We start from the raw sequence: 20,193 nt of genomic DNA on the forward strand, positions 1-20,193 counted from the left end.
CTGCTCTCCACTGTAATGGTCGGCCCGCCGGGGTTCCTAACGTTGCGGTTGCTGGCCGTCCCGGCCGCATACCCCCGTGGGCGCACAGCCGTACCAGGTAAACGAGGAAAAACACCAAAGCGTTTCCCGAGCGGGCCGGCGAGCGTTGCGCCGCCAGCGAAATTGAAAACAACCGGCGCCCGGGCCTTGCGGACCCGGGCGCCGGTAAGCGCTTCGCTTAGGTCGCCGCGTGGAACGCGTCGATGACGTCCGCCGGGATGCGGCCGCGCGTCGACACGTTGTGCCCGTTGCGGCGGGCCCATTCGCGGATCGCGGCGCTTTGCTCGCGGTCGATGGCGCCGCGGCCACGACCCGAGCCCGAACGCCCGCGCCGGCGACCGCCGACGCGGCGGCCCGCTGCGACCCATTGCTTCAAATCGTTGCGCAGTTTCGCAGCATTCTTGGACGAAAGGTCAATCTCGTAGGTCACCCCGTCAAGCCCGAATTCAACCGTTTCGTCGGCCGCGCCCGCACCGTCGAAATCATCGACCAAGGTGACGGTCACTTTTTTCGCCATTAGCTTACCCTCGCGTTTCGTCCTGAGCAGTTGCTGAGCAGTTTGGATTCACTCCCCAAGTCACCAATCTGCCATAACAACGCAGGATACTCAATCCGGACGCAACGGGTAACTCAGGAGTGCGGCCGAACAATCGGGAACAAAACTGTCTCTCGAATTGACAGGCCGGTCAAAGACATCAACAACCGATCGATACCCATTCCGGTTCCGGTGCACGGCGGCATCCCATACTCGAGCGCGGCGAGAAAATCTTCGTCCAGCACCATCGCCTCGTCGTCGCCGGCGGCCGCGGCGCGCGCCTGCGCGGCGAACCGCTCCCGCTGCACGACGGGATCGTTCAACTCGGAATACCCGGTGGCCAGTTCAATCCCGCGAAGGTAGAGGTCCCACTTCTCGGTCACGCCCGGAATGCTGCGGTGCTGTCGCGTCAAAGGTGTTGTCTCCACTGGGAAATCCTTGACGAAGGTGGGCGCGGTCAGGGAATTGCCCACCGTGTGCTCCCACAGCTCCTCAACGAGTTTGCCGTGCCCGTAGCCGCGGTCGGCGGGGATCTCCACACCAAGCCGATCGGCGATCGCCCACAGCCGCTCGACCGTCGTCTCGGGCGTGATCTCCTCACCAAGTGCCACCGACAGCGACGGGTACATTTGTATAGTCGCCCATTCTCCGTCGATGTCGTACACGCTGCCGTCCGGGAACGGCAGTTGTCGGGTTCCGATCGCCTCGTCGGCGACCTCTTGAATAAGCTCACGCGTGACGATCGCCGAATCGTCGTAGGTTCCGTACGTTTGGTATGTCTCGAGCATGGAGAATTCCGGAGAATGCGTCGAATCGGCTCCTTCGTTTCGGAACACCCGATTTAGCTCGAAGACCTTGTCGAAACCGCCGACGATGCAGCGCTTGAGGAACAGTTCCGGCGCGATCCGCAGGTAGAGATCGATGTCGAGCGCATTGGAATGCGTGATGAACGGCCGGGCCGCGGCACCGCCGGCCAGCGTCTGCAAGATAGGGGTTTCGACTTCGAGAAAGCCGCGCCGTTCCAGCGCATTGCGGATCGCCCGGATCACGGCGATTCGCTGCCGGGCCACCGTGCGGGCCTGGGGGCGGACGATCAGGTCGACGTAGCGCTGCCGCACCCGCGACTCCTCGCTCATCTCCTTGTGAGCGACGGGCAGCGGCCGCAGCGACTTGGCCGCCATCCGCCAGGAGTCGGCCAGCACGGACAATTCGCCGCGCCGTGAGCTGATCACGTTGCCGTGCACGTAGACGATGTCGCCTAGGTCGACGTCGGCCTTCCACGCGTCGAGCGACTCCCGGCCGACCTTGTCGAGGCTGACCATCACCTGCAGCGTGGTGCCGTCGCCGTCCTGGAGTGTCGCAAAGCACAGTTTTCCCGAGTTGCGCGCGAAGATGACCCGGCCCGCCACGCCGACGATGTCGTCGGTGGCGGTGTCGGTGGGCAGGTCTGGGTGGGCGGCGCGGACCTCGGCCAGGGTGTGGGTGCGCTCGATCGCAACGGGGTAGGGGTCGGATCCCTCGGCCAGCAGCCGAGCGCGCTTGTCCCGGCGGATCCGGAACTGCTCGGGAAGGTCGGGGGCGGCGTCACTCACGACGTGCCAGCTTAAAGGACGCTCAAGCGGGCCTAAGAAGGCATCAGAAGGCATCAGCAGGCACTGCGTGTGCATTCAGGGCTTTGCGTGTTGCACCTGGGCGAAAAATTCGGCGCAATCGCTGCGACATTTCACACCCAACGCCGTGGATTCACGCTGACCGCCGGCGAAGGCGACTTAACGCGCCGTCTTCAGCCGGCCGCGCTCCGCGTCGCGGTTGCGTTCGAAGACCAGCTGCAGGCCATGCAACGTCAGGTGCTGGTCGTAGTGGTTGACGGTGTGCAGTTCGGGCAGCAGCAGCGGCGCGGTGTGGCCGGTCGCCACGACGGCCACGTCATCGCCGGCGAAGCCGTCCACGTCGTCGCGGATGCGCCGGACCAACCCGTCGACCAGACCGGCGAAGCCGAAAACGGCACCGGCCTGCATGCATTCGACGGTGTTCTTGCCGACCACCGACCGGGGCCGGGTCAGCTCGACGCGGCGCAGCGCCGCGGAGCGGGCGGCGGCGGCATCGGACGAAACCTGCACACCCGGGGCGATGGCGCCGCCGAGAAACTCGCCCTTGGCCGACACCACGTCCACACAGATCGACGACCCGAAATCGACGACGATGGCCGCCTTGCGGTACTTGTGAAATGCCGCCAGGCAGTTGACGATCCGGTCCGCGCCCACCTCTTTCGGATTGTCGACCAGCAGCGGGATCCCGGTGCGTACCCCCGGCTCGATGAGCACGTTGGGCACCGACGGCCAGTACTGGTCGAGCATGACCCGCACCTCGTGCAGCACCGACGGGACGGTCGACAGCGCGGCGGCGCCGGTGAGGCGCTCGGAATCGTCACCGATCAGGCCGTCGATGGTCAGCGCGAGCTCGTCCGCGGTGACCTCGGACTCGGTGCGAATGCGCCACTGCTGCACGACCTTTGCGTGCTCTTTGGATCCCGACAGCAGTCCGACGACGGTGTGCGTGTTGCGGACGTCGATGGCCAGCAGCACGGCTAACTCGCGACTATCCGGGGGTCGAGCAGCTCCGCCGCATCAGCGGGCACGAAGGCGGGGTCGTCGCCGAGGTCGATCGGCTTGTTGTCGGCGTCGACGAACACGATCCGCGGCCGGTAGGCGCGCGCCTCCGCGTCTTCCATCGTCCCGTAGGCGATCAGGATCACCAGGTCGCCCGGGTGCACTAGATGCGCTGCGGCGCCGTTGATTCCGATCACGCCGCTGCCGCGTTCGCCGGTGATCGCGTAGGTGACCAGGCGGGCGCCGTTGTCGATGTCCACGATGGTCACCTGCTCGCCCTCGAGCAGGTCCGCGGCGTCCATCAGGTCGGCGTCGATGGTCACCGAGCCGACGTAGTGCAGGTCGGCCTGCGTCACCGTGGCGCGGTGGATCTTCGACTTCAGCATGGTCCGTAACATCAATTCCTCCAATGTGATTCGAGGGCGTCCCGATAAGCGTCCGGCCCCGAGGGTGCCGGCGGTGTTGCTCCTATTTCGATGGCGATGTTGTCCAGCAGTCGGGTGGTGCCCAGGCGGGCCGCGATCAGCAGCCGGCCAGGCGCGCCGGGCCGCAGCGGGCCGAGGTTCGCGTCGCGCAATTCCAGGTAGTCGACGCTGATCGCCGGGACGGCGTCCAGCACGGCGTTAGCGGCGTCCAGCGCGGCCTGCGCGCCCGTGGGCGCGGCGTGCGCCGCCGCCGTCAGCGCGGCCGAAAGGGTGCCGGCCAGCTCGCGTTGCGCCGGGTCCAGGTAGCGGTTGCGCGACGACATCGCCAGGCCGTCGTATTCGCGCACGGTGGGCACGCCGACCACCGCCACGTCGATGTTGAGGTCCGTCACCATCTGGCGGATCAGGACCAGCTGCTGGTAATCCTTCTCGCCGAAGAAAATCCGGTCCGGGTGCACGATCTGCAGCAGCTTGCACACGACGGTGAGCACGCCGGCGAAATGGGTGGGACGCGCGCCGCCCTCGAGTTCGGCGGCCAGCGGGCCGGGGTGCACGGTGGTGCGCAGGCCGTCGGGGTACATCGCCGCCGCGGTGGGCGCGAACACGATCTCGACGTCCTCGCCGCGCAGCAACGCGACGTCCTCGTCGAGGGTCCGGGGGTAGGCGTCCAGGTCTTCCCCGACCCCGAACTGCAGCGGGTTGACGAAGATCGAGACCACGACCACCGAGCCGGGGACCCGCTTGGCGGCCCGCACCAGCGCGAGGTGCCCGTCGTGCAGGGCGCCCATGGTAGGCACCAGCATCACGCGCCGGCCGGTGTGGCGCAGCGCTCGGCTGACGTCGGCGACGTCGCGCGGCGCCGAGTAGACGTTGAGTTCGCCGGGCTTGAAGGTGGGCGTCATCGCGCCAGCACCTCGAGGACGTCGGCGGGAGCATGGGCGCGCTGGGCCGTCCGCAACGCATTGACCCGGTACGCCTGGGCCAGGTCGGGGTCGACGTCGGCCAGCGCGGCCAGGTGCTCGGCGACGGCGGCGGCGTCACCGCGGGCGACCGGCCCGGTGAGGGCGCCCTGCCCGCGCCGCAGGGTGTTCTCCAGCGCCGCCCGGGCCAGCGGCCCGACGATGCGCTCGGCGAGACCGCCGGGCTGGTCGTCGACGCTCTGTTGGCCGAGCAGTTCGCTGCCGCGCAGCGCGGCCCGCAACGCCTCGATCGCGTCGGCGAGCACCGTCACGATGTGGTTGCCCGCGTGTGCCAGCGCGGCGTGATAGAGCACTCTGGCTTGCTCGGGGACGCAGAACGGCTCCCCGCCCATCTCGAGGACCAGCGACTGCGCGATGGCGTACCCGACCTCGTCGGCCGCGGTAATCCCGAAGCAGGTGTCGGGCAGCCGGCTGATGTCCTCGTCGGAGCCGGTGAACGTCATCGCGGGGTGAATGGCCAACGGGATGCAGCCGTCGTGGCTCAGCGGCCCCAGGATCCCGACCCCGTTGGCTCCGGAGGTGTGCGCGACGATCGTGCCGGGGCGCACGGCCGCGGTCGCCGCCAGCCCGGACACCAGGCCGGCGAGTTCGCTGTCGGGAACCGCCAACAGCAGCAGCTCGGCGTTGGCGGCCACGTCCGGCGGCGATGCCACCGTCGTGTCGGGCAACCGGTGTTGCGCCCGCTGGCGCGATGCGTGCGAGACCGCGCTGCACGCCACGACGACATGGTCGGCACGCTCCAGTGCGACACCGAGCGCGGAGCCCACGCGCCCGGCGGAGATGATTCCCACCTTGAGCCGGGCCGGGCGCAGTCCGTCGAACTGCTTCATCGCAGACGACCTCATAGCTTTCTTGGTTCGTTCCAGTCCCATGCGCGGGTACCGGACGGTCACTAAGACTTTAGTCGATTCTCAGTGCAGGCCCAATGTGAGGAAGCTCCCAGCTCAGCCGTCGCGGCGACGGCGGCGACCACCGCCGGAGGGCTCGACCTGCAGCCGCGCCAGCAGTTCGGCCACGGACTGGCCGCCGCTGGGCGTGCTGTCGTCCGCACCATCCGAGCCCCGCGCCAGGGGGTCGGTGCCGCGATGCCTGGGCGCGGCCTCGGCATGTGGCGGAGGGGCCATCTGCGGTGGTGGCGGCGGCGGTCCCGGTTGCGGTGGGGGCGGCGGCGCGGGCTCGTTCGTCGCCGTGGGGGTACCGCCCGCTTGCGGGGGAAAGTTGCTCACGCCGTAGTCGCGATATTCCGCCGAGTGGCGCGACCGCGCACGCCGGCCAGTCTCGCCGTAGGGCGGTGCCTGCGGATGCTCGAAAGGCGAGCCATCCAGGGTTTCCTCGGCGCCGTAATGACGGGCGCGCCGCCCGCCCGGCGACTCGGCACCCGCGGCGGGGGGCTGCCACTCCGGCATCTGCGGCTGCGGCTGCGCTTGTGGCGGGGGCGGCGGCTGGCGTTGTTCGTATCGCGGCTGCTCCGGCGCCGGCGGCGGCGTCATGTAGGGCGGCTCCTGGGAGACGACGTACCGCGCGTCTTGGCGGACGTCGTACTGGAACCGCTCGCGCGGGGGTGGCGGCTGCCGGGGCGGCAGCAGGGGTTCCTCGGGCACGTCGATGATCGCGGCTTCGTCCGGGTTGTCCCGTGCGACCGACGCGACGCGATCGCTGGGCACCCAATCCGGGTTGCTCTCGCCGATGCGTTCCCACTCGCTGTACGCCCGGCCGCGGGGCGCCTCGGTCTCGTGGGTCTCGATCGCGGGGCGCTGCTGTAGGTCGGTGTCGAACAGGATCTCGAGACTGGTCCGCAAGGCGCTCAGTTCGGCGCGCAACGCCGCCAGGTCGTCCTCGGCCTGGGCGCGCAGCTCGGATGCCAGCTCGCGGCGCAGCTGCGACTCCACGGTCAGCTCGTATTCGCGGCGGGCCGAGATTTCCCGGTCCAGCTGCAGGTCGTAGACCAGCTTCAGGTCCCGGACGCGGGACTGGTCCGCATCGCTTTGGCGGCGGTAGAGCACCGAAACGAAGGCGCCGGCGACTGCGGCCCACAGCGCCAGGATTACAGCGAGCTTGAGCAGTTCCACCCGATTGGTGAAAACCAGTGCGGAACTGGCTCCCATCGCGAGGACCAGCAACGCCGTCAAGAGCACCCACCCCGGCCTGCGGCCGCCGCGCCGAACCCGGGCGCCGCGGGACAGAACGGTCATGGCCTGAGAGTACCTGCGCGAGGTCACTCCGCGTGTCGCGCGGCACCGGCGATTCCCAACCCCGTTGATCGCCGGGCCGCCGGGAGCGTCAGGTTTCCGCACCCTCGCCGTGCTCGGTCGGATCCTGCGGGGACTTGCAGCAATGCTGCAGCCACAGCGCGGCGACGACCAACGCCAGCGCGCTGACGGCGGCCACCACCGTGCCGGGGGTGTCGTGCTCAGCCGCCCGCAACCACGACCGCCGCGGCAGGAAGTACACCAGCACCCCGACCCACCAGCCCAGCACCAGTGCGCCCACCCAGGCGGACGCCTTGGCCACCACCACACTGCGCGCCACCGCCAGCGGGTGCAGCCAACCGGGTCCGGCGCCGATTTCCCCGTCGTTGATCTTGACCCGCACATAACGCGCCCACAGCGCCTCGGCGATGGCCACACCGAGCAGCGGCAGCCCGGTCAACACCGTGATGGGCGGAAACCAGCGATACAGCGAGACCACCAGCAGGTAGCCCAACACCGCAGCGCCGACCACCGCGGCCGTCAGGTCACGCTTGCGGGTCGGGCCCATCAGGCGTCCGATTCCGGGTTTCTGCCGAGTTCGAGCGTCAGGTTGGACAGCCGAACGCCGGCCCGGTCGGCCGGGTCGAGCTCGGCGAGCAACTGCGCGACGGGGCGCCGCCCCTCGGCCACCGTCAGGCGCGCGTCCGGCTCGATGGCCAGCCACGGCACCATCACGAAGGCGCGCAGGTGGGCCAGCGGGTGCGGCAGCGTCAGGTTGGGCTCGCGGGTGATCACTTCCGTGTCACCGTCGGCGTAACAGGCAACCAGGTCGACGTCGAGGGAGCGCGGGCCCCAGCGCTCGCCGCGGACCCGTCCCGCCGCCCGCTCGAATTCCTGCGCCCGGCTCAGCCAGGCCTGCCCGTCGCACGCGGGGTCGTCGGCGACGAGCACCGCGTTGAGAAACGGGGCCTGATCCACCCGGCCCCAGGGATCCGTCTCGTAGATGGGAGACACCGTGACGACGGCGTTGCCGAGCCCGTCGACGACCGACTGCAGCCGCGCCAACCGGTCGCCCAGGTTGGACCCGATGGACAGCACGACGCGACTCACACTGCTCCACCGGCCGGGATCACCGAACCGCGACCGCCGCGCCGCGACCGCCGCACCACGACGGCCACATCGGCGAACTGTTGCGGGATGGGGGCCTGCGGCTTGTGCACGACCACCTCGACGGCGTGCACGCGCCCGTCGTCCATCACCCGGTCGGCGATCTCGGCGCCGACCGTTTCGATCAGCTTGCGCGCCGGACCGCCGACGATGTCGGCGGCCAGCTGCGCCAGCGCGCCGTAGTCGTACGTGTCGGACAGGTCGTCGCTCGCGGCGGCGTCAGCCAGGTCGATCCACACGGTGATGTCGACGACGAAATCCTGGCCGGTGGCGCGCTCGTGTTCGAAGACCCCGTGCCGGCCGCGAACGGCCAAGCCGCGCAACTCGATTCGATCAGCCATTCTGAGTCCAGGCCTCGACGACCTTGAGGGCATCGACGGAGGCGCGCACGTCGTGCACCCGCACGCCCCACGCCCCGTGCAGGGCGGCCAGCGCGGAGATCACCGCGGTCGCGGTCTCGCGCCCGTCGGGCGGTCGCGGCGACCCGTCGGGTCCGGCCAGCAAGGTGCCGAGAAACCGCTTGCGGGACGCGCCCAACAGGACCGGAATCCCGGTGGCCACGAGCTGCGGCAGCGCGTGCAGCAGCGCCCAATTGTGTTGCCCCGTCTTGGCGAATCCCAGGCCGGGGTCGATCACCAGCTTGTCGGGATCGACACCGGCGGCCACCGCGTCGTCGACGGTGGCGAGCAGTTCACCGCGCACCTCGGCCACCACGTCGCGGTAGTGCGGGGCCTCGTGCGGGCGCTCGGGCGATACCGGCCGCCAGTGCATCAACACCCACGGCACGCCGGCCTCGGCGAGCAGTGGGGCCATCGCCGGGTCGGCGCGACCACCCGACACGTCGTTGACGATCCGCGCGCCGCTCTGCAGCGCGGCCCGCGCGACGTCGGCGTGCATTGTGTCGATGCTGACGGTAATGCGTTGCGCGGCAAGTTCTTTGACGACGGGCACCACTCGCGACGCCTCGACCCGCGGGTCGACGCGAACGGCGCCCGGCCGGGTCGACTCGCCTCCGACGTCGACGATGCAGGCACCCTCGGCGACCATCGCCAGGCCATGGGCGACCGCGTCGTCGGCATCGAGGTAGCGCCCGCCGTCCGAGAACGAATCGTCGGTGACGTTGAGGACTCCCATCACCTGCACGGGCGCCGGGCTCACTTGCGCAGGATGAGATCGAGCGCTTCGGCCCGGGAGGCGGGACTGGTCTTGAAGATGCCGCGGACCGCCGAGGTCGTGGTGACGGCGCCGGGCTTGCGGACGCCGCGCATCGCCATGCACAGGTGCTCCGCCTCGACAACGACGATCGCCCCGCGCGGATCGAGCTTGTTCACCAGGGCGTCGGCGATCTGGCTGGTGAGCCGCTCCTGAACCTGGGGCCGCTTGGCGTACAGGTCCACCAGCCGGGCGATCTTGGACAGGCCCGTCACCCTGCCGTCCCGGCCGGGGATGTAGCCGACGTGGGCCACCCCGTGAAACGAGACCAGGTGATGCTCGCAGGTCGAGTACAGCGGGATCTCCTTGACGATCACCATCTCGTCGTGGTCCTCGTCGAACATGGTGTTCAGGACGCTGTCGGGGTCCGTGTAAAGCCCGGCGAACATCTCCCGGTATGCGCGCGCGACGCGGGCGGGGGTGTCCTGCAAGCCATTTCGATCGGGGTCTTCCCCAATGGCATATAGCAGCTCGCGGACCGCCGCCTCGGCGCGTTGCTGGTCGAACGCCCGGATGCGCGGAGTCGCCTGGCGGGTATCCGGCCCTAAATCGGGCTCCAAATCCGGGAGAGCCATCGAATCCTCCGTTTCGTCAGCCGTGCGCCGGCGGGTTGGACCGGCTCACGTCGTCATCCTCTTTCTCCGGAGAGTTTCCGGCATCCGGATGGGATTGACCCGGCGGCGGATAGGGCGGGTACGGCGGGTAGGGCGGATGGGCGGGCGGCCCCGGCTGACCCGGATAGCTCGGCACCGGCTGCGGCCAGTAGGGCTGCTGCGGGGGCTGCGCGGGCGGATACCAGTAGTTGGGCTGGTGTTGCTGCTGTTGGGGCGGTGGCCAGCCCGGCGCATACCAGCCCGCCGGGGCACCGTAGTCCGGCTGGGTCGGACCGTGCGGAGCGGGCTCTCGATTGCCGCCGGGCTGGCCGCCGTGAGAACCGTTGGGGCCGTTGGCGTTTCTGTCGGCCTCCGCGCGGGCGGCCTCGGCGGCCTCGCTGGCCGCGGCGATGGCCGCCTTGAAGGCCGGCTCGGCGACCGGTGGCGGCCACGGCTCGCCACGCTCCATGGCCAGCTCGCCGGGCGTCTTGATCGGCGGCTTGTCCGAGGGGATGCGGCCCCCGAAGTCGTCGAACATGGTGAGCCGCGGGCGCTTTTCGACGCCGGAGAAGATGCCCTCCAGCTCGGGCCGGTGCAAGGTTTCCTTCTCCAGCAGCTCACCGGCCAGCGTGTCAAGCACGTCGCGGTATTCGGTGAGGATTTCCCAGGCTTCGGTGTGCGCGGCCTCGATCAGCTTGCGCACCTCGTCGTCGATGTCGCGGGCGACCTCGTGGGAGTAGTCGGCCTGCGTTCCCATGGTGCGGCCCAGGAACGGGTCGCCGTGCTCGGTGCCGTACTTGACGGCGCCCAGCTTGGAACTCATCCCAAATTCGGTGACCATCGAGCGCGCGATCTTAGTGGCCTGCTCGATGTCGGACACGGCGCCCGTGGTGGGCTCGCGGAACACCAGTTCCTCGGCGGCGCGCCCGCCCATCGCGAACACCAGCTGGGCGATCATCTCCGAGCGGGTCCGCAGGCCCTTGTCTTCCTCGGGCACCGCCACCGCGTGCCCGCCCGTGCGTCCGCGGGCCAGGATCGTCACCTTGTAGACCGGGTCGATGTCCGGCATCGCCCAGGCCGCCAGCGTGTGGCCGCCCTCGTGATAGGCGGTGATCTTCTTCTCCTGCTCGCTGATGATCCGGCCCTTGCGGCGCGGGCCGCCGATCACCCGGTCCACCGCCTCTTCCAGTGCGGGGCCGGTGATGACGGTGCCGTTTTCGCGGGCGGTCAGCAGCGCCGCCTCGTTGATGACGTTGGCGAGGTCGGCGCCGGTCATGCCGACCGTCCGCTTCGCCAGCCCGTCCAGGTCGGCGTCCGGGGCGATCGGCTTGCCCTTGGAGTGCACCCTTAAGACGGCCCGGCGGCCGGCCAGGTCGGGGTTGGAGACGGGGATCTGGCGGTCGAAGCGGCCGGGCCGCAGCAGCGCCGGGTCGAGGATGTCGGGGCGGTTGGTGGCCGCGATCAGGATGACGCCGGCGCGGTCGCCGAAACCGTCCATCTCGACCAGCAACTGGTTGAGCGTCTGCTCGCGCTCGTCGTGGCCGCCGCCCAGCCCGGCGCCGCGCTGACGGCCGACCGCGTCGATCTCGTCGACGAAGATGATGCACGGGCTGTTCTGTTTGGCCTGCTCGAACAGGTCTCTCACGCGTGACGCGCCGACGCCGACGAACATCTCGACGAAGTCGGAGCCGGAGATCGTGAAGAACGGCACCCCGGCCTCGCCGGCGACGGCGCGGGCCAGCAGCGTCTTGCCGGTTCCGGGCGGGCCGTAGAGCAGCACGCCCTTGGGAATCTTGGCGCCCAGTGCCTGGTACCTGCTGGGGTTCTGCAGGAAGTCCTTGATCTCGTAGAGCTCCTCGACCGCCTCGTCGACGCCCGCGACGTCGGCAAAGGTGGTCTTGGGCATGTCCTTGTTGAGCATCTTCGCCCGGGACTTGCCGAACCCGAAGCCCATCCGGGCGCCGCCCTGCATGCGGGAGAACATCACGAACAGGCCCACCAGCAACAGCAGCGGCAGCACGTAGACGAGCAACTCACCCAGGATGCTGCCCTCGTTCACGACGGTGCTGACCTTCGCGTTCTTGGTGTTGAGCGCGTTGAACAGGTCGACCGCGTATCCGCTGGGGTATTTGGTGATGACCTTGTCGGAGTTGTCGGTGTCCTTGTTGCCCTTCTTCAGGGTCAACCGCAGCTGCTGCTCGCGATCGTCGATCTGCGCGCTCTTGACGTTGTCGCCGCTGATCTGGGCCATCGCCACCGAGGTGTCGACGGGCTTGTAACCGCGGGTGTCGTCGCTAAAGTAAAAAAACGACCAACCCAGCAGCACCACAACGGCGATCGCCGTGAGGGTGCGAATCACGTTTTTCCGGTTCATCAATCATCGGCCTCGTCGGCCAGGTCCTTCCCCGATACACGAAGCTGCAAATGTCCAGGCTACCGCTAGCGGCTGCTGCCAGGCCCGGCAGAGCCGGGAGGCAGCGGCACGCCACCGTCTTCACGAATCAACGAGCGGCAGTTCCCGAATGTCACGCGAGCGTGGCTCTGGACGGCCACAGTCGCGCTGGCGTGACGCTCGGCCCACCCACCCGAGCCGTCACTCGTAGTAGCGGGCCTCGACGACGTTGCCGTCCGGGTCGGCGAAGTAGTACGTCTGCGGCGACCACCCTCGGGCCCCGAAGCTGTGGGTGAGCCGCGCGCCGGTGTCCACGCCGGCGGCTTGCAGGCGCGCATCCAACGCGTCGTATTCGGCTTTCGTCAACGCGAGGCAGACGTGGTTGACGGGGTGGCCGGCACTTCCCTCGGCCACCGCGGACGAGGCCATCTCAACCGGCATCAGATCGATGATGGAGTCGTCGCACACCCGCACACTCGGGAACGGCGCCTCGCCGGCCTCGAACTCCGCGAAACGTTCCGGCGTCAGCCCAACCACTCTCGTGTAGAAATCCATCGCCGCGCGCGCGTCCCTCGTCCAAAGAACCACGTGGTCCAATCGCATGTCCAAATTATGGGGCGGACTACACAGGCGATAAAGAAAGGCCTTCTCTGCCCGGTGTCCTTGTGATTTGGTGAAACCGTGCTTTCGTCAACCCAGCGGTTAGTAGACACAAATGGCGTGCAATTGCGGGTGACCGAGGCGGGAGATCGCGGCGCGCCCGTGGTGATCCTGGCCCATGGCTTTCCCGAGTTGGCCTATTCATGGCGCCACCAGATACCGGTCCTCGCCGAGGCCGGCTATCACGTGCTGGCACCCGATCAGCGCGGCTACGGTGGATCGTCGCGCCCGGACCCGATCGAGGCGTACAACATTCACGAGTTGACCGCCGACCTGGTCGGATTGCTCGACGACGTCGGCGCCGAGCGCGCCGTGTGGATCGGACACGACTGGGGCGCGCCCGTCGTGTGGCATGCGCCGCTGTTGCACCCCGCCCGGGTCGCGGCGGTCGCCGCGCTCAGCGTTCCGGCGTTGCCCCGCTCGCAGGTGGCGCCGACGCGGGCGTGGCGCAAGCTGTTCGGTGAGAACTTCTTTTACATCCTCTACTTCCAGGAGCCCGGCGTCGCCGACGCCGAACTCGGGGGCGACACCGCCCGCACCATGCGACGGATGATGGGCGGCCTCAACGGTTCCGGCGGCGCGGACGCGCTGCTGCGGATGGCCGCCCCCGGGCCCGAAGGCTTCATCGATCGGCTTGCCGAGCCGGACGGGTTGCCGGATTGGATCAGTCAGGACGAGCTCGACCATTACATCGCAGAGTTCTCCCGTACGGGATTCACCGGCGGCCTGAACTGGTACCGAAATTTCGACCGCAACTGGGAGACCACGGCCGATCTCGACGGCGCGAAGATTGGCGTGCCGTGCCTCTTTATGGCCGGAACCGGCGACCCGGTGCTGTCCTTCACCAGTCGCGACCGCGTTTCGGAGGTGATCTCCGGCCCATACCGCGAGGTGCTGATCGAAGGGGCCGGCCATTGGCTGCAGCAAGAACGGCCCGACGAGGTCAACGCGGCACTGCTCGAGTTCCTCAAAGGAGTGGAATGGTAATGGGCGTCCCGCTGCGTTTCGGCGTCTTCATCACGCCTTTTCATCCGACCGGCCAATCCCCTACGGTCGCTTTGGAATACGACATGGAGCGCGTCGTCGCGCTGGACCGCCTCGGCTTCGACGAAGCCTGGTTCGGCGAACACCACTCGGGTGGCTACGAGCTGATCGCCTGCCCGGAAGTGTTCATCGCCGCCGCGGCGGAGCGCACGAAGCACATCCGGCTGGGCACCGGAGTGGTGTCGCTGCCCTACCACCACCCGCTGATGGTGGCCGACCGTTGGGTGCTGCTGGACCACCTGACCCGCGGCCGGGTCATGTTCGGCACCGGGCCCGGCGCGCTGCCGTCGGACGCGTACATGATGGGCATCGACCCGGTCGATCAGCGACACATGATGCAGGAATCCCTCGAGGCGATCCTGGCGCTGTTTCGCGCGGGCCCGTCCGAACGGGTCGACCGGCACACCGACTGGTTCACGCTGCGCGACGCCCAGTTGCACATCCGCCCCTTCACCTGGCCGTATCCCGAGATATCCACGGCGGCAATGATTTCCCCGTCCGGCCCGCGGCTGGCCGGCGCGCTGGGCACGTCGCTGCTCTCGCTGTCGATGTCGGTGCCGGGCGGTTACGCCGCGCTGGAGAACACCTGGGAGGTGGTGCGCGAGCAGGCCGCCAAGGTCGGCCGCGACGAGCCAGACCGGACTTCATGGCGCGTCTTGAGCATCATGCACATTGCCGACAGCCGTGAGCAGGCCATCGAGGATTGCACGTACGGGCTACAGGATTTCGCGAACTACTTCGGCGCGGCGGGCTTCGTGCCGCTGTCCAACGAGGTCGACGGCGAGGCGCAGACGCCGTATGAGTTCGTGGCGGACTATGCGGCCAAGGGAAATTGCTGCATCGGCACGCCGGACGACGCGATCGCGCACATCGAAGACCTGCTCGAACGGTCGGGCGGTTTCGGGACATTGCTGATGCTCGGACACGACTGGGCCTCACCGGAAGCGACCTACCACTGTTATGACCTGATGGCCCGCAAGGTGATTCCCTACTTCAAGGGACAGCTCGAGGCGTCGCGGTCGTCGCACGACTGGGCCAGGGGCATGCGCGACCAATTGATCGGGCGCGCCGGCGATGCCATTGTCAAGGCCATCACCGAGCATGTCGACGAACAGAAAGGCGTGGAAAGCTGATGCGCGCTGCGGTGTTACGAGACGGACGGATGGTCTACCGCGATGACGTGCCCGAACCGGTGCCCGGCCCGGGTCAGGTGCTGGTCGGCGTGCGGGCGTGTGGAATCTGCGGCTCCGACTTGCATTTCGCTGCCCACGGCGACGAGGTGATGGAGATGACGGCCCAAGTGGCCGCCGACGCCGGCGGCATGGGCGTCGACCTGAACAGCGACGTCTACATGGGTCACGAGTTCAGCGCCGAGGTGCTCGAAGCCGGACCGGATACCGACACCCATCCGCCGGGGACCATGGTCACCTCGATTCCGGTTCTGTTGTCTCCGAAGGGCGTCGAGCCGATCGTCTACAGCAACAGCACGATCGGCGGCTACGCCGAACGGATGCTGCTCTCGGCGCCGCTGCTGTTGCCCATCCCCAACGGCCTCGATTACAAGCATGCCGCGTTGACCGAACCCATGGCGGTGGGATTGCACGCCGTCAATAAGTCCAACATCACGCCGGGCGAGACCGCCCTGGTGCTCGGTTGCGGTCCGATCGGGATCGCGATCATCGCCGCCCTTCGAGCGCGCGGCGTGGAAACCATTGTGGCATGCGACTTTTCCCCGAAGCGACGCGAGCTGGCCACCGCGATGGGCGCGCACCGGACGCTGGACGCGGCCCAGGGATCACCCTTCGACTCCGTCAAGGCCGCGGTCGTGTTCGAGGCGATCGGTGTCCCGGGAATCATCGATGACGTGCTGCGCCGCGCGCGGCCCGGCACCCGCCTGGTTGTCGCGGGGGTGTGCATGCAGGCCGACACCGTGCATCCCTTCTTCGCGATCGCCAAGGAGATCAGCGTGCAGTTCGTCCTCGCCTACAACCCGGAGGAGTTCGGCGACTCGCTGCGCGCGCTGGCCGAGGGCGAGATCGACGTCACGCCGGTGATCACCGGGGAGGTCGGGCTGGACGGCGTCGGCCAGGCCTTCGACGACCTGGCCGACCCCGAGCGGCACTGCAAGATTCTCGTTACGCCTTAGGCCGATGGTGGCGACCCGCCGCGCCCGGCTCCGCCGCGCTTGCGATCGCCACTAAGCCCAGCTGGATCCGACCGTGCTGTCGGTGCTGGCCATGTTGCTTCCGGCCGCCTGCACCTTCTGGCCGTGGGCGTTGGCCTGCTCGTAGATCACCTGGAAGTTGCGGCCCAGCTCGGTGACGAACTGCTGGCAGGCCGTCGAGCCGGCGCCTCCCCAAAAGTCCCCGGCGGCAAGCACATCGCGAACGATGGCCTGGTGTTCGGCTTCCAGTGACGCGGCCTGCGCGCGGATGGTGGCGCCGTGCGCGTCGACATCACCGAATTGATAGTTGATGGTCATTCGAGTCTCTCCTGCTCTTGATCGGTTGGCTAGCTGCCCAGCACCTGCTGGGAGGCCTGTTCTTGCTGCTCGTAGTTGTTCGCGTCGCGGACCAGGCCGTCGCGCACCCCGTGCAGCATGGTGACGATGTTGCGGAAGGCCTGATTCATCTGGCCCATGGTGTCCAGCGAGGTCGCCTGCGCCTGGCCGCTCCAGCCCGCGCCGGAGATGTTCTGCGCGGACGCCCACATCTTGCGGGCCTCGTCCTCGACGGTCTGGGCGTGGACCTCGAAGCGGCCCGCCATGTCCCGCATCGCGTGCGGATCGGTCATGAATCGTGTGGTCATGTCATGTCTCCTTCGAAAACAGTTGTGATGTTTGCTAATTGGTTATCGGTGAACTGCGTAACCGCTCCCTCCCTCCGGTCATCCGACCACGCGAGGGAGCACGCTGACGCGTGGCAATTCGGCGGCACCGGATGCACGCATCTCCATGCCGGCGACCGTGGTGGCGGGAAGGCCGCGGGCCATCATCGGCGACGCCGCAGGGGCGCCCGATATCGGTGACACGGCCGGCGCCTCGGCGGCCGGAGCCGACGCCGGCGTCCAGCCCGAGGGCACCGACAGACCGCCGACCGAACTGGCCTGGCCCATCGCCGCCGCCGGCGCCAGGTGGGCGGGAACCCGCATCTCCGGCATCACGCGCATCGTCGGCACGGCGGGCGTCGCGGGCATGAACGCCGGCCGCACGGTCGGGGCGGGCGCGACCGTCGGCGCCATAACGCCCGGGTTCGGCGTCGTCGCTCCCGGCGTCCCCGCGCCCTGGCCGAGCGGCGCGCTGAGCAGCTGCGCGAATTCGCCTATGCCGGACTGGAAGCCACTTATCAGCGATGGCCCGGCGGCGTTGAGTTCCGACGGAATCGCCGACAGCCCCATGAGCGCTTGGCTGGCCAGGCCCTGCGCTGCGCCCTCCAGATTGCTGACGGCCGTTCCGGTGGCGCCGCCGGCCAGGCCCACCAGGTTCGTGGTGACCGGTGCCGTCGCCATCGGGGCCAGCGCGGACGCCGTCGTCGACGACGCGGCGTAGGCGTACATCGCCGCGGCGTCTTGGGCCCACATCTCGGCGTACTGCGCCTCGGTCGCGGCGATCGCCGGGGTGTTGATGCCCAGGAAGTTGGTCGCGACCAGGGTCATCAGCATGGCGCGGTTGGCGGCGACCAGCGGCGGCGGGACGGTGGCGGCAAAGGCCGCTTCGTGCGCGGCAGCCGCAGCGGCTGCCTGCATCCCGGCCTGCTCGGCCTGCGCGGCGGTGCTGTGCATCCACGCCACATATGGCGCGGCGGCGCCGGCCATCGCGACCGATGACGGGCCCTGCCAACCGGCGTCGGCAAGCTCCAAGATCGCCGACCCGTAACTGGTTGCGGCCGAACGCAACTCGGCGGCCAAACCGTCCCAGGCCGCCGACGCGGCAAGCATCGGCGCCGAACCCGGGCCCGCATACATCAGCGCGGAGTTGATCTCCGGAGGCAACGCGGCGAAGTCCATAGGTAGATCCCTTCTTTGAGTGGTTGTTGCTAGGCGCGCGCCGGCAAGGCCTGGGTGGGGCCGGCGGGTGACGGGTTGGCGGGCACGTAGCGCTCGGGGTGAACGGTCCCCGGGTAATTCGGAGTGGGCTGCACGGTCACGGGTTGAGCGGGCATCGCCGGCGCGGTCGCCGGGCTGAGAGGCGTGGCGCGAGCATGCTGAGTCGGTGCCGGGCGGACGGGCGCCGCGGGCGCTGGGTGGGCGGGAGCAGGGTGGGCCGGCGCAGCGGGCGCCGCATGGGCGCCGTAGCTGAAGCGCGCATAGGGGTCCACGCGACCGCCGCCGTAGTTGCCGCGGGCGTAACCGCCGTAACCGCCGCCATAGTTGCCGCCGCCGTAACCGCCGCCATACGACGCCCGACCCGCGGGTGCAGCGCCATAGACCGGGGTGGCCGGCGGCGTGGGGGCGGGCCGAGGGGGCGCGACGTGCGTCATGCGGGCGGGGGTAGTCGGCGCCATGCGAGGAGGCGCCACGTGCGCCACCCGGACACCTCCGGCCTGCCCGGCGTTCGCCGCCTCGGTGGCGGCATACGCGTTGGCGGCGAGGCCCAGCGCGTGGACGAACTCCTCGTGGATCAAGGCCGCCTCGGAGCTGATCGCCTGGTAGAGCTGGCCGTAACCGGAGAAGGCCGCCGCCGTCACCGCCGAGACCTCGTCGGCCGCGGCCGGGATGACGCCCGTGATCGGGAATGCGGCGGCCACGTTGGCCGCGCTGACGGCAGAGCCGATAACGTGCAGCCGGCCGGCCGCCGCTTCCAGCAGCTCCGGCACGGTGACGACAAACGACATGTGGTGTTCCTCCTGATGCGAACCGCGGTGCCGAAGTCCGGCACTGGCTGACGTTGTGGGGACACTGTGTCATAAATTATGAATCTCTGTCTAGGCTTATGCGGATAATTCTTGAAACCTGTCTATAACTCGCAGTTCAGGACGGTTTGACCGCGTTTTGGCATCCGGTTACTCTGGGAGGCATGCCGAGAACCAACGCCGCCGGATGGGGGCTGAAGCGCCTGCTCGAGGCGACGCTGAATCGCGACATCACCATCGAGCAGTTGCGCGACGCCTGTGGCGTCACGAAGGGCCGGTGGTACGGCGGCGTCGGGCGGGCGAACGCCGACGACTTTCCGGACGCCGAGGAGGCCCGGCGCGCGGCACATGCCTTCGGGCTGAGCGCCACGTGGCTGCAGGTAGAACTCGGCCTCATCACGCTCGACGACGTGCGCGGGGCCCTGGATGAGTCGAGGTCCCTGGACCCGTTCCAGGTGACCACCCGTCAGCGCGTGCTGCAGGTCCCCAATCCGCCGGCGGAGCCGCCGCGCGACCAGCTAGACAAGCGGTAGCGTCATTGTCACTGGTTGGGCTGTCGAGTTACTGGCACGCCGAGCACCCGGCGTGATGTGACGGGAGGAAACCATGAAGCACTGCATCGTCGGCGGCCTGGCTGTGGTGCTGATGGCCGGGGGGCTGATCGCGTCGGCGCCGCCGGCCAGCGCCGGCTGCGTGTACGGGGGACCCGTTATCAGCAAGTGCGACGACCCCATCCAGCCCGACGGCACCTGGCAACGTTGTGTCACCTTCACCCATCTCATACCCAGCGGCGCCAGTTCCTTCCTGGTGCCCGAAAGGCGCTGCGATCTGATGGGGCCCGGTCAGAATCCCGGGGGTTTCGGCTTCGCCGACCCGCCGACCCACCTCGACGGCTGATACTCCGCTCCGGCGTCATCCGCCGACCGACGGGGCAGGCACCACCGTCGGCTTGAATCCGTATCGGGGAGCGGCGAAGTGCGCGACGCCGCGGCCGCCCCCACTACCCATCAGCGGCACACCGCCAAGGGCGCTGGTGGCGGGCTCGGCGGCAGCGGCGGCCCCGAGGCCGTTGAGCGTGACGACGGCCGGGCTGGCCGGGGGAGCCACGCCGGCCCAGGACGCCGGGACCGACAGTCCCCCAACCGAAGTCGCCCTGCCGATGGTTCCGGCGGCGCCGCCCACGGCGCCGGAAACGGCGTGTGGCACCGACTCGACGGCCTTGGCGGCGCCCTCGGCGGCCTTGGCGGCCTGCGGCATCGCCGCCTGGGCCAGGCCCTGGATGTCCTTGAATGCCGTGGTGAAAAGCCTTGTGGGAGAGATTAATCGAATGAAGGCGTCGAAGCCCGAGCTGGCATCGACGGTCGCCGAACCGGTCAGGCCCTCGACCAGGTCCCCCAGCGCTCCGGCCACGATGATGCCGTCGCCGTTGCTGTTCCAGGCGTGCCCGGTCAGGCCGAGCGCGGCGGCGGGGTTGACCAGCCAGGGCGGCGAATTCGTC

General features: G+C 68.9%; 24 protein-coding genes. 5 read left to right on the forward strand and 19 right to left on the reverse strand.

Annotated elements, in window-relative coordinates; all coding sequences use genetic code 11:
- Positions 1–217 precede the first annotated feature (217 nt).
- The 14 genes from lsr2 to N415_RS19480 all read right to left on the reverse strand — a co-directional run bounded on the left by lsr2 (position 218) and on the right by N415_RS19480 (position 12,744).
- Positions 218–556, reverse strand: a complete 339-nt coding sequence (lsr2, locus tag N415_RS19415; RefSeq protein WP_036363110.1) for a histone-like nucleoid-structuring protein Lsr2 — start codon at positions 554–556, stop codon at positions 218–220.
- Positions 557–669: 113 nt separating this feature from the next.
- Positions 670–2,220 (reverse strand): lysine--tRNA ligase, encoded by a 1,551-nt coding sequence (gene lysS, locus N415_RS19420; protein ID WP_152531475.1) that lies wholly within the window; start codon positions 2,218–2,220, stop codon positions 670–672.
- 123 nt (positions 2,221–2,343) lie between these two features.
- Complete coding sequence (locus tag N415_RS19425; protein ID WP_068185535.1) at positions 2,344–3,159, reverse strand: type III pantothenate kinase; 816 nt, start codon at positions 3,157–3,159, stop codon at positions 2,344–2,346.
- A gap of 2 nt (positions 3,160–3,161) precedes the next feature.
- Positions 3,162–3,581 carry an aspartate 1-decarboxylase gene (gene panD / locus N415_RS19430; protein ID WP_068185538.1) on the reverse strand — a complete coding sequence of 140 codons (420 nt, stop codon included), beginning with the start codon at positions 3,579–3,581 and terminating at the stop codon, positions 3,162–3,164.
- Positions 3,581–4,510 carry a pantoate--beta-alanine ligase gene (gene panC, locus N415_RS19435; RefSeq protein ID WP_068185540.1) on the reverse strand — a complete coding sequence of 310 codons (930 nt, stop codon included), beginning with the start codon at positions 4,508–4,510 and terminating at the stop codon, positions 3,581–3,583. Before panC ends, panD begins: the two co-directional genes overlap by 1 nt.
- Complete coding sequence (locus N415_RS19440; RefSeq protein ID WP_068185541.1) at positions 4,507–5,418, reverse strand: DUF2520 domain-containing protein; 912 nt, start codon at positions 5,416–5,418, stop codon at positions 4,507–4,509. Before N415_RS19440 ends, panC begins: the two co-directional genes overlap by 4 nt.
- Before the next feature lie 114 nt (positions 5,419–5,532).
- Complete coding sequence (locus N415_RS19445) at positions 5,533–6,780, reverse strand: DUF6779 domain-containing protein (protein WP_068185543.1); 1,248 nt, start codon at positions 6,778–6,780, stop codon at positions 5,533–5,535.
- A gap of 88 nt (positions 6,781–6,868) precedes the next feature.
- Positions 6,869–7,345, reverse strand: coding sequence for a DUF3180 domain-containing protein (locus N415_RS19450; RefSeq protein WP_068185546.1), 477 nt, complete (start codon positions 7,343–7,345; stop codon positions 6,869–6,871).
- A complete protein-coding gene (gene folK / locus N415_RS19455; RefSeq protein WP_068185549.1) occupies positions 7,345–7,887 on the reverse strand; it encodes a 2-amino-4-hydroxy-6-hydroxymethyldihydropteridine diphosphokinase in 543 nt (180 codons plus the stop codon). Before folK ends, N415_RS19450 begins: the two co-directional genes overlap by 1 nt.
- The gene (gene folB, locus N415_RS19460; protein ID WP_068185551.1) at positions 7,884–8,285 is read right to left on the reverse strand and encodes a dihydroneopterin aldolase; all 402 of its coding nucleotides are present in this window, start codon (positions 8,283–8,285) and stop codon (positions 7,884–7,886) included. The genes folK and folB overlap by 4 nt, the downstream gene beginning before the upstream one ends.
- Positions 8,278–9,102, reverse strand: a complete 825-nt coding sequence (gene folP / locus N415_RS19465) for a dihydropteroate synthase (RefSeq protein ID WP_152531476.1) — start codon at positions 9,100–9,102, stop codon at positions 8,278–8,280. Before folP ends, folB begins: the two co-directional genes overlap by 8 nt.
- Positions 9,099–9,731, reverse strand: a complete 633-nt coding sequence (gene folE / locus N415_RS19470) for a GTP cyclohydrolase I FolE (RefSeq protein ID WP_068100056.1) — start codon at positions 9,729–9,731, stop codon at positions 9,099–9,101. Before folE ends, folP begins: the two co-directional genes overlap by 4 nt.
- A gap of 16 nt (positions 9,732–9,747) precedes the next feature.
- Positions 9,748–12,123 (reverse strand): ATP-dependent zinc metalloprotease FtsH, encoded by a 2,376-nt coding sequence (ftsH, locus tag N415_RS19475; RefSeq protein WP_068185554.1) that lies wholly within the window; start codon positions 12,121–12,123, stop codon positions 9,748–9,750.
- Positions 12,124–12,342: 219 nt separating this feature from the next.
- A complete protein-coding gene (locus N415_RS19480; protein WP_068185557.1) occupies positions 12,343–12,744 on the reverse strand; it encodes a VOC family protein in 402 nt (133 codons plus the stop codon).
- Between the two features lie 78 nt (positions 12,745–12,822).
- Here N415_RS19480 and N415_RS19485 point away from each other — a divergent pair, with 78 nt between their 5' ends.
- From N415_RS19485 to N415_RS19495, 3 genes are read left to right on the forward strand one after another with little or no spacing between them, the layout of a single operon-like run.
- Positions 12,823–13,788 carry an alpha/beta hydrolase gene (locus tag N415_RS19485; RefSeq protein ID WP_152531477.1) on the forward strand — a complete coding sequence of 322 codons (966 nt, stop codon included), beginning with the start codon at positions 12,823–12,825 and terminating at the stop codon, positions 13,786–13,788.
- Positions 13,788–14,978: an LLM class flavin-dependent oxidoreductase gene (locus N415_RS19490; protein ID WP_068104141.1), complete on the forward strand. Its 1,191-nt coding sequence runs from the start codon at positions 13,788–13,790 to the stop codon at positions 14,976–14,978. Before N415_RS19485 ends, N415_RS19490 begins: the two co-directional genes overlap by 1 nt.
- Positions 14,978–15,991 (forward strand): zinc-binding dehydrogenase, encoded by a 1,014-nt coding sequence (locus N415_RS19495; protein ID WP_068185563.1) that lies wholly within the window; start codon positions 14,978–14,980, stop codon positions 15,989–15,991. Before N415_RS19490 ends, N415_RS19495 begins: the two co-directional genes overlap by 1 nt.
- A 51-nt stretch (positions 15,992–16,042) precedes the next feature.
- Here N415_RS19495 and N415_RS19500 read toward each other — a convergent pair whose 3' ends face one another.
- From N415_RS19500 to N415_RS33270, 4 genes are all read right to left on the reverse strand, one after another.
- A complete protein-coding gene (locus tag N415_RS19500) occupies positions 16,043–16,327 on the reverse strand; it encodes a WXG100 family type VII secretion target (protein WP_067015078.1) in 285 nt (94 codons plus the stop codon).
- A gap of 29 nt (positions 16,328–16,356) precedes the next feature.
- Positions 16,357–16,653, reverse strand: a complete 297-nt coding sequence (locus N415_RS19505) for a WXG100 family type VII secretion target (RefSeq protein ID WP_068185570.1) — start codon at positions 16,651–16,653, stop codon at positions 16,357–16,359.
- Positions 16,654–16,731: 78 nt separating this feature from the next.
- Entirely contained in the window at positions 16,732–17,850 is a 1,119-nt protein-coding gene (locus N415_RS19510; RefSeq protein ID WP_068185575.1) for a PPE family protein, read from the reverse strand.
- A gap of 29 nt (positions 17,851–17,879) precedes the next feature.
- Positions 17,880–18,677, reverse strand: a complete 798-nt coding sequence (locus tag N415_RS33270; RefSeq protein WP_068185577.1) for a PE family protein — start codon at positions 18,675–18,677, stop codon at positions 17,880–17,882.
- A gap of 182 nt (positions 18,678–18,859) precedes the next feature.
- On the opposite strand from N415_RS33270, the gene N415_RS19520 reads away from it, so the two are divergent.
- Complete coding sequence (locus tag N415_RS19520; protein WP_068185580.1) at positions 18,860–19,228, forward strand: hypothetical protein; 369 nt, start codon at positions 18,860–18,862, stop codon at positions 19,226–19,228.
- A gap of 73 nt (positions 19,229–19,301) precedes the next feature.
- Positions 19,302–19,592: a hypothetical protein gene (locus N415_RS19525; protein ID WP_068128754.1), complete on the forward strand. Its 291-nt coding sequence runs from the start codon at positions 19,302–19,304 to the stop codon at positions 19,590–19,592.
- 15 nt (positions 19,593–19,607) lie between these two features.
- On the opposite strand, the gene N415_RS19530 is transcribed toward N415_RS19525, so the two are convergent.
- The coding region (locus N415_RS19530; RefSeq protein WP_193376482.1) for a PE/PPE C-terminal domain-containing protein at positions 19,608–20,193 on the reverse strand (586 nt) is incomplete at its 5' end.

Source organism: Mycobacterium sp. UM_CSW, assembly GCF_000455205.1.
Lineage (GTDB): Bacteria > Actinomycetota > Actinomycetes > Mycobacteriales > Mycobacteriaceae > Mycobacterium.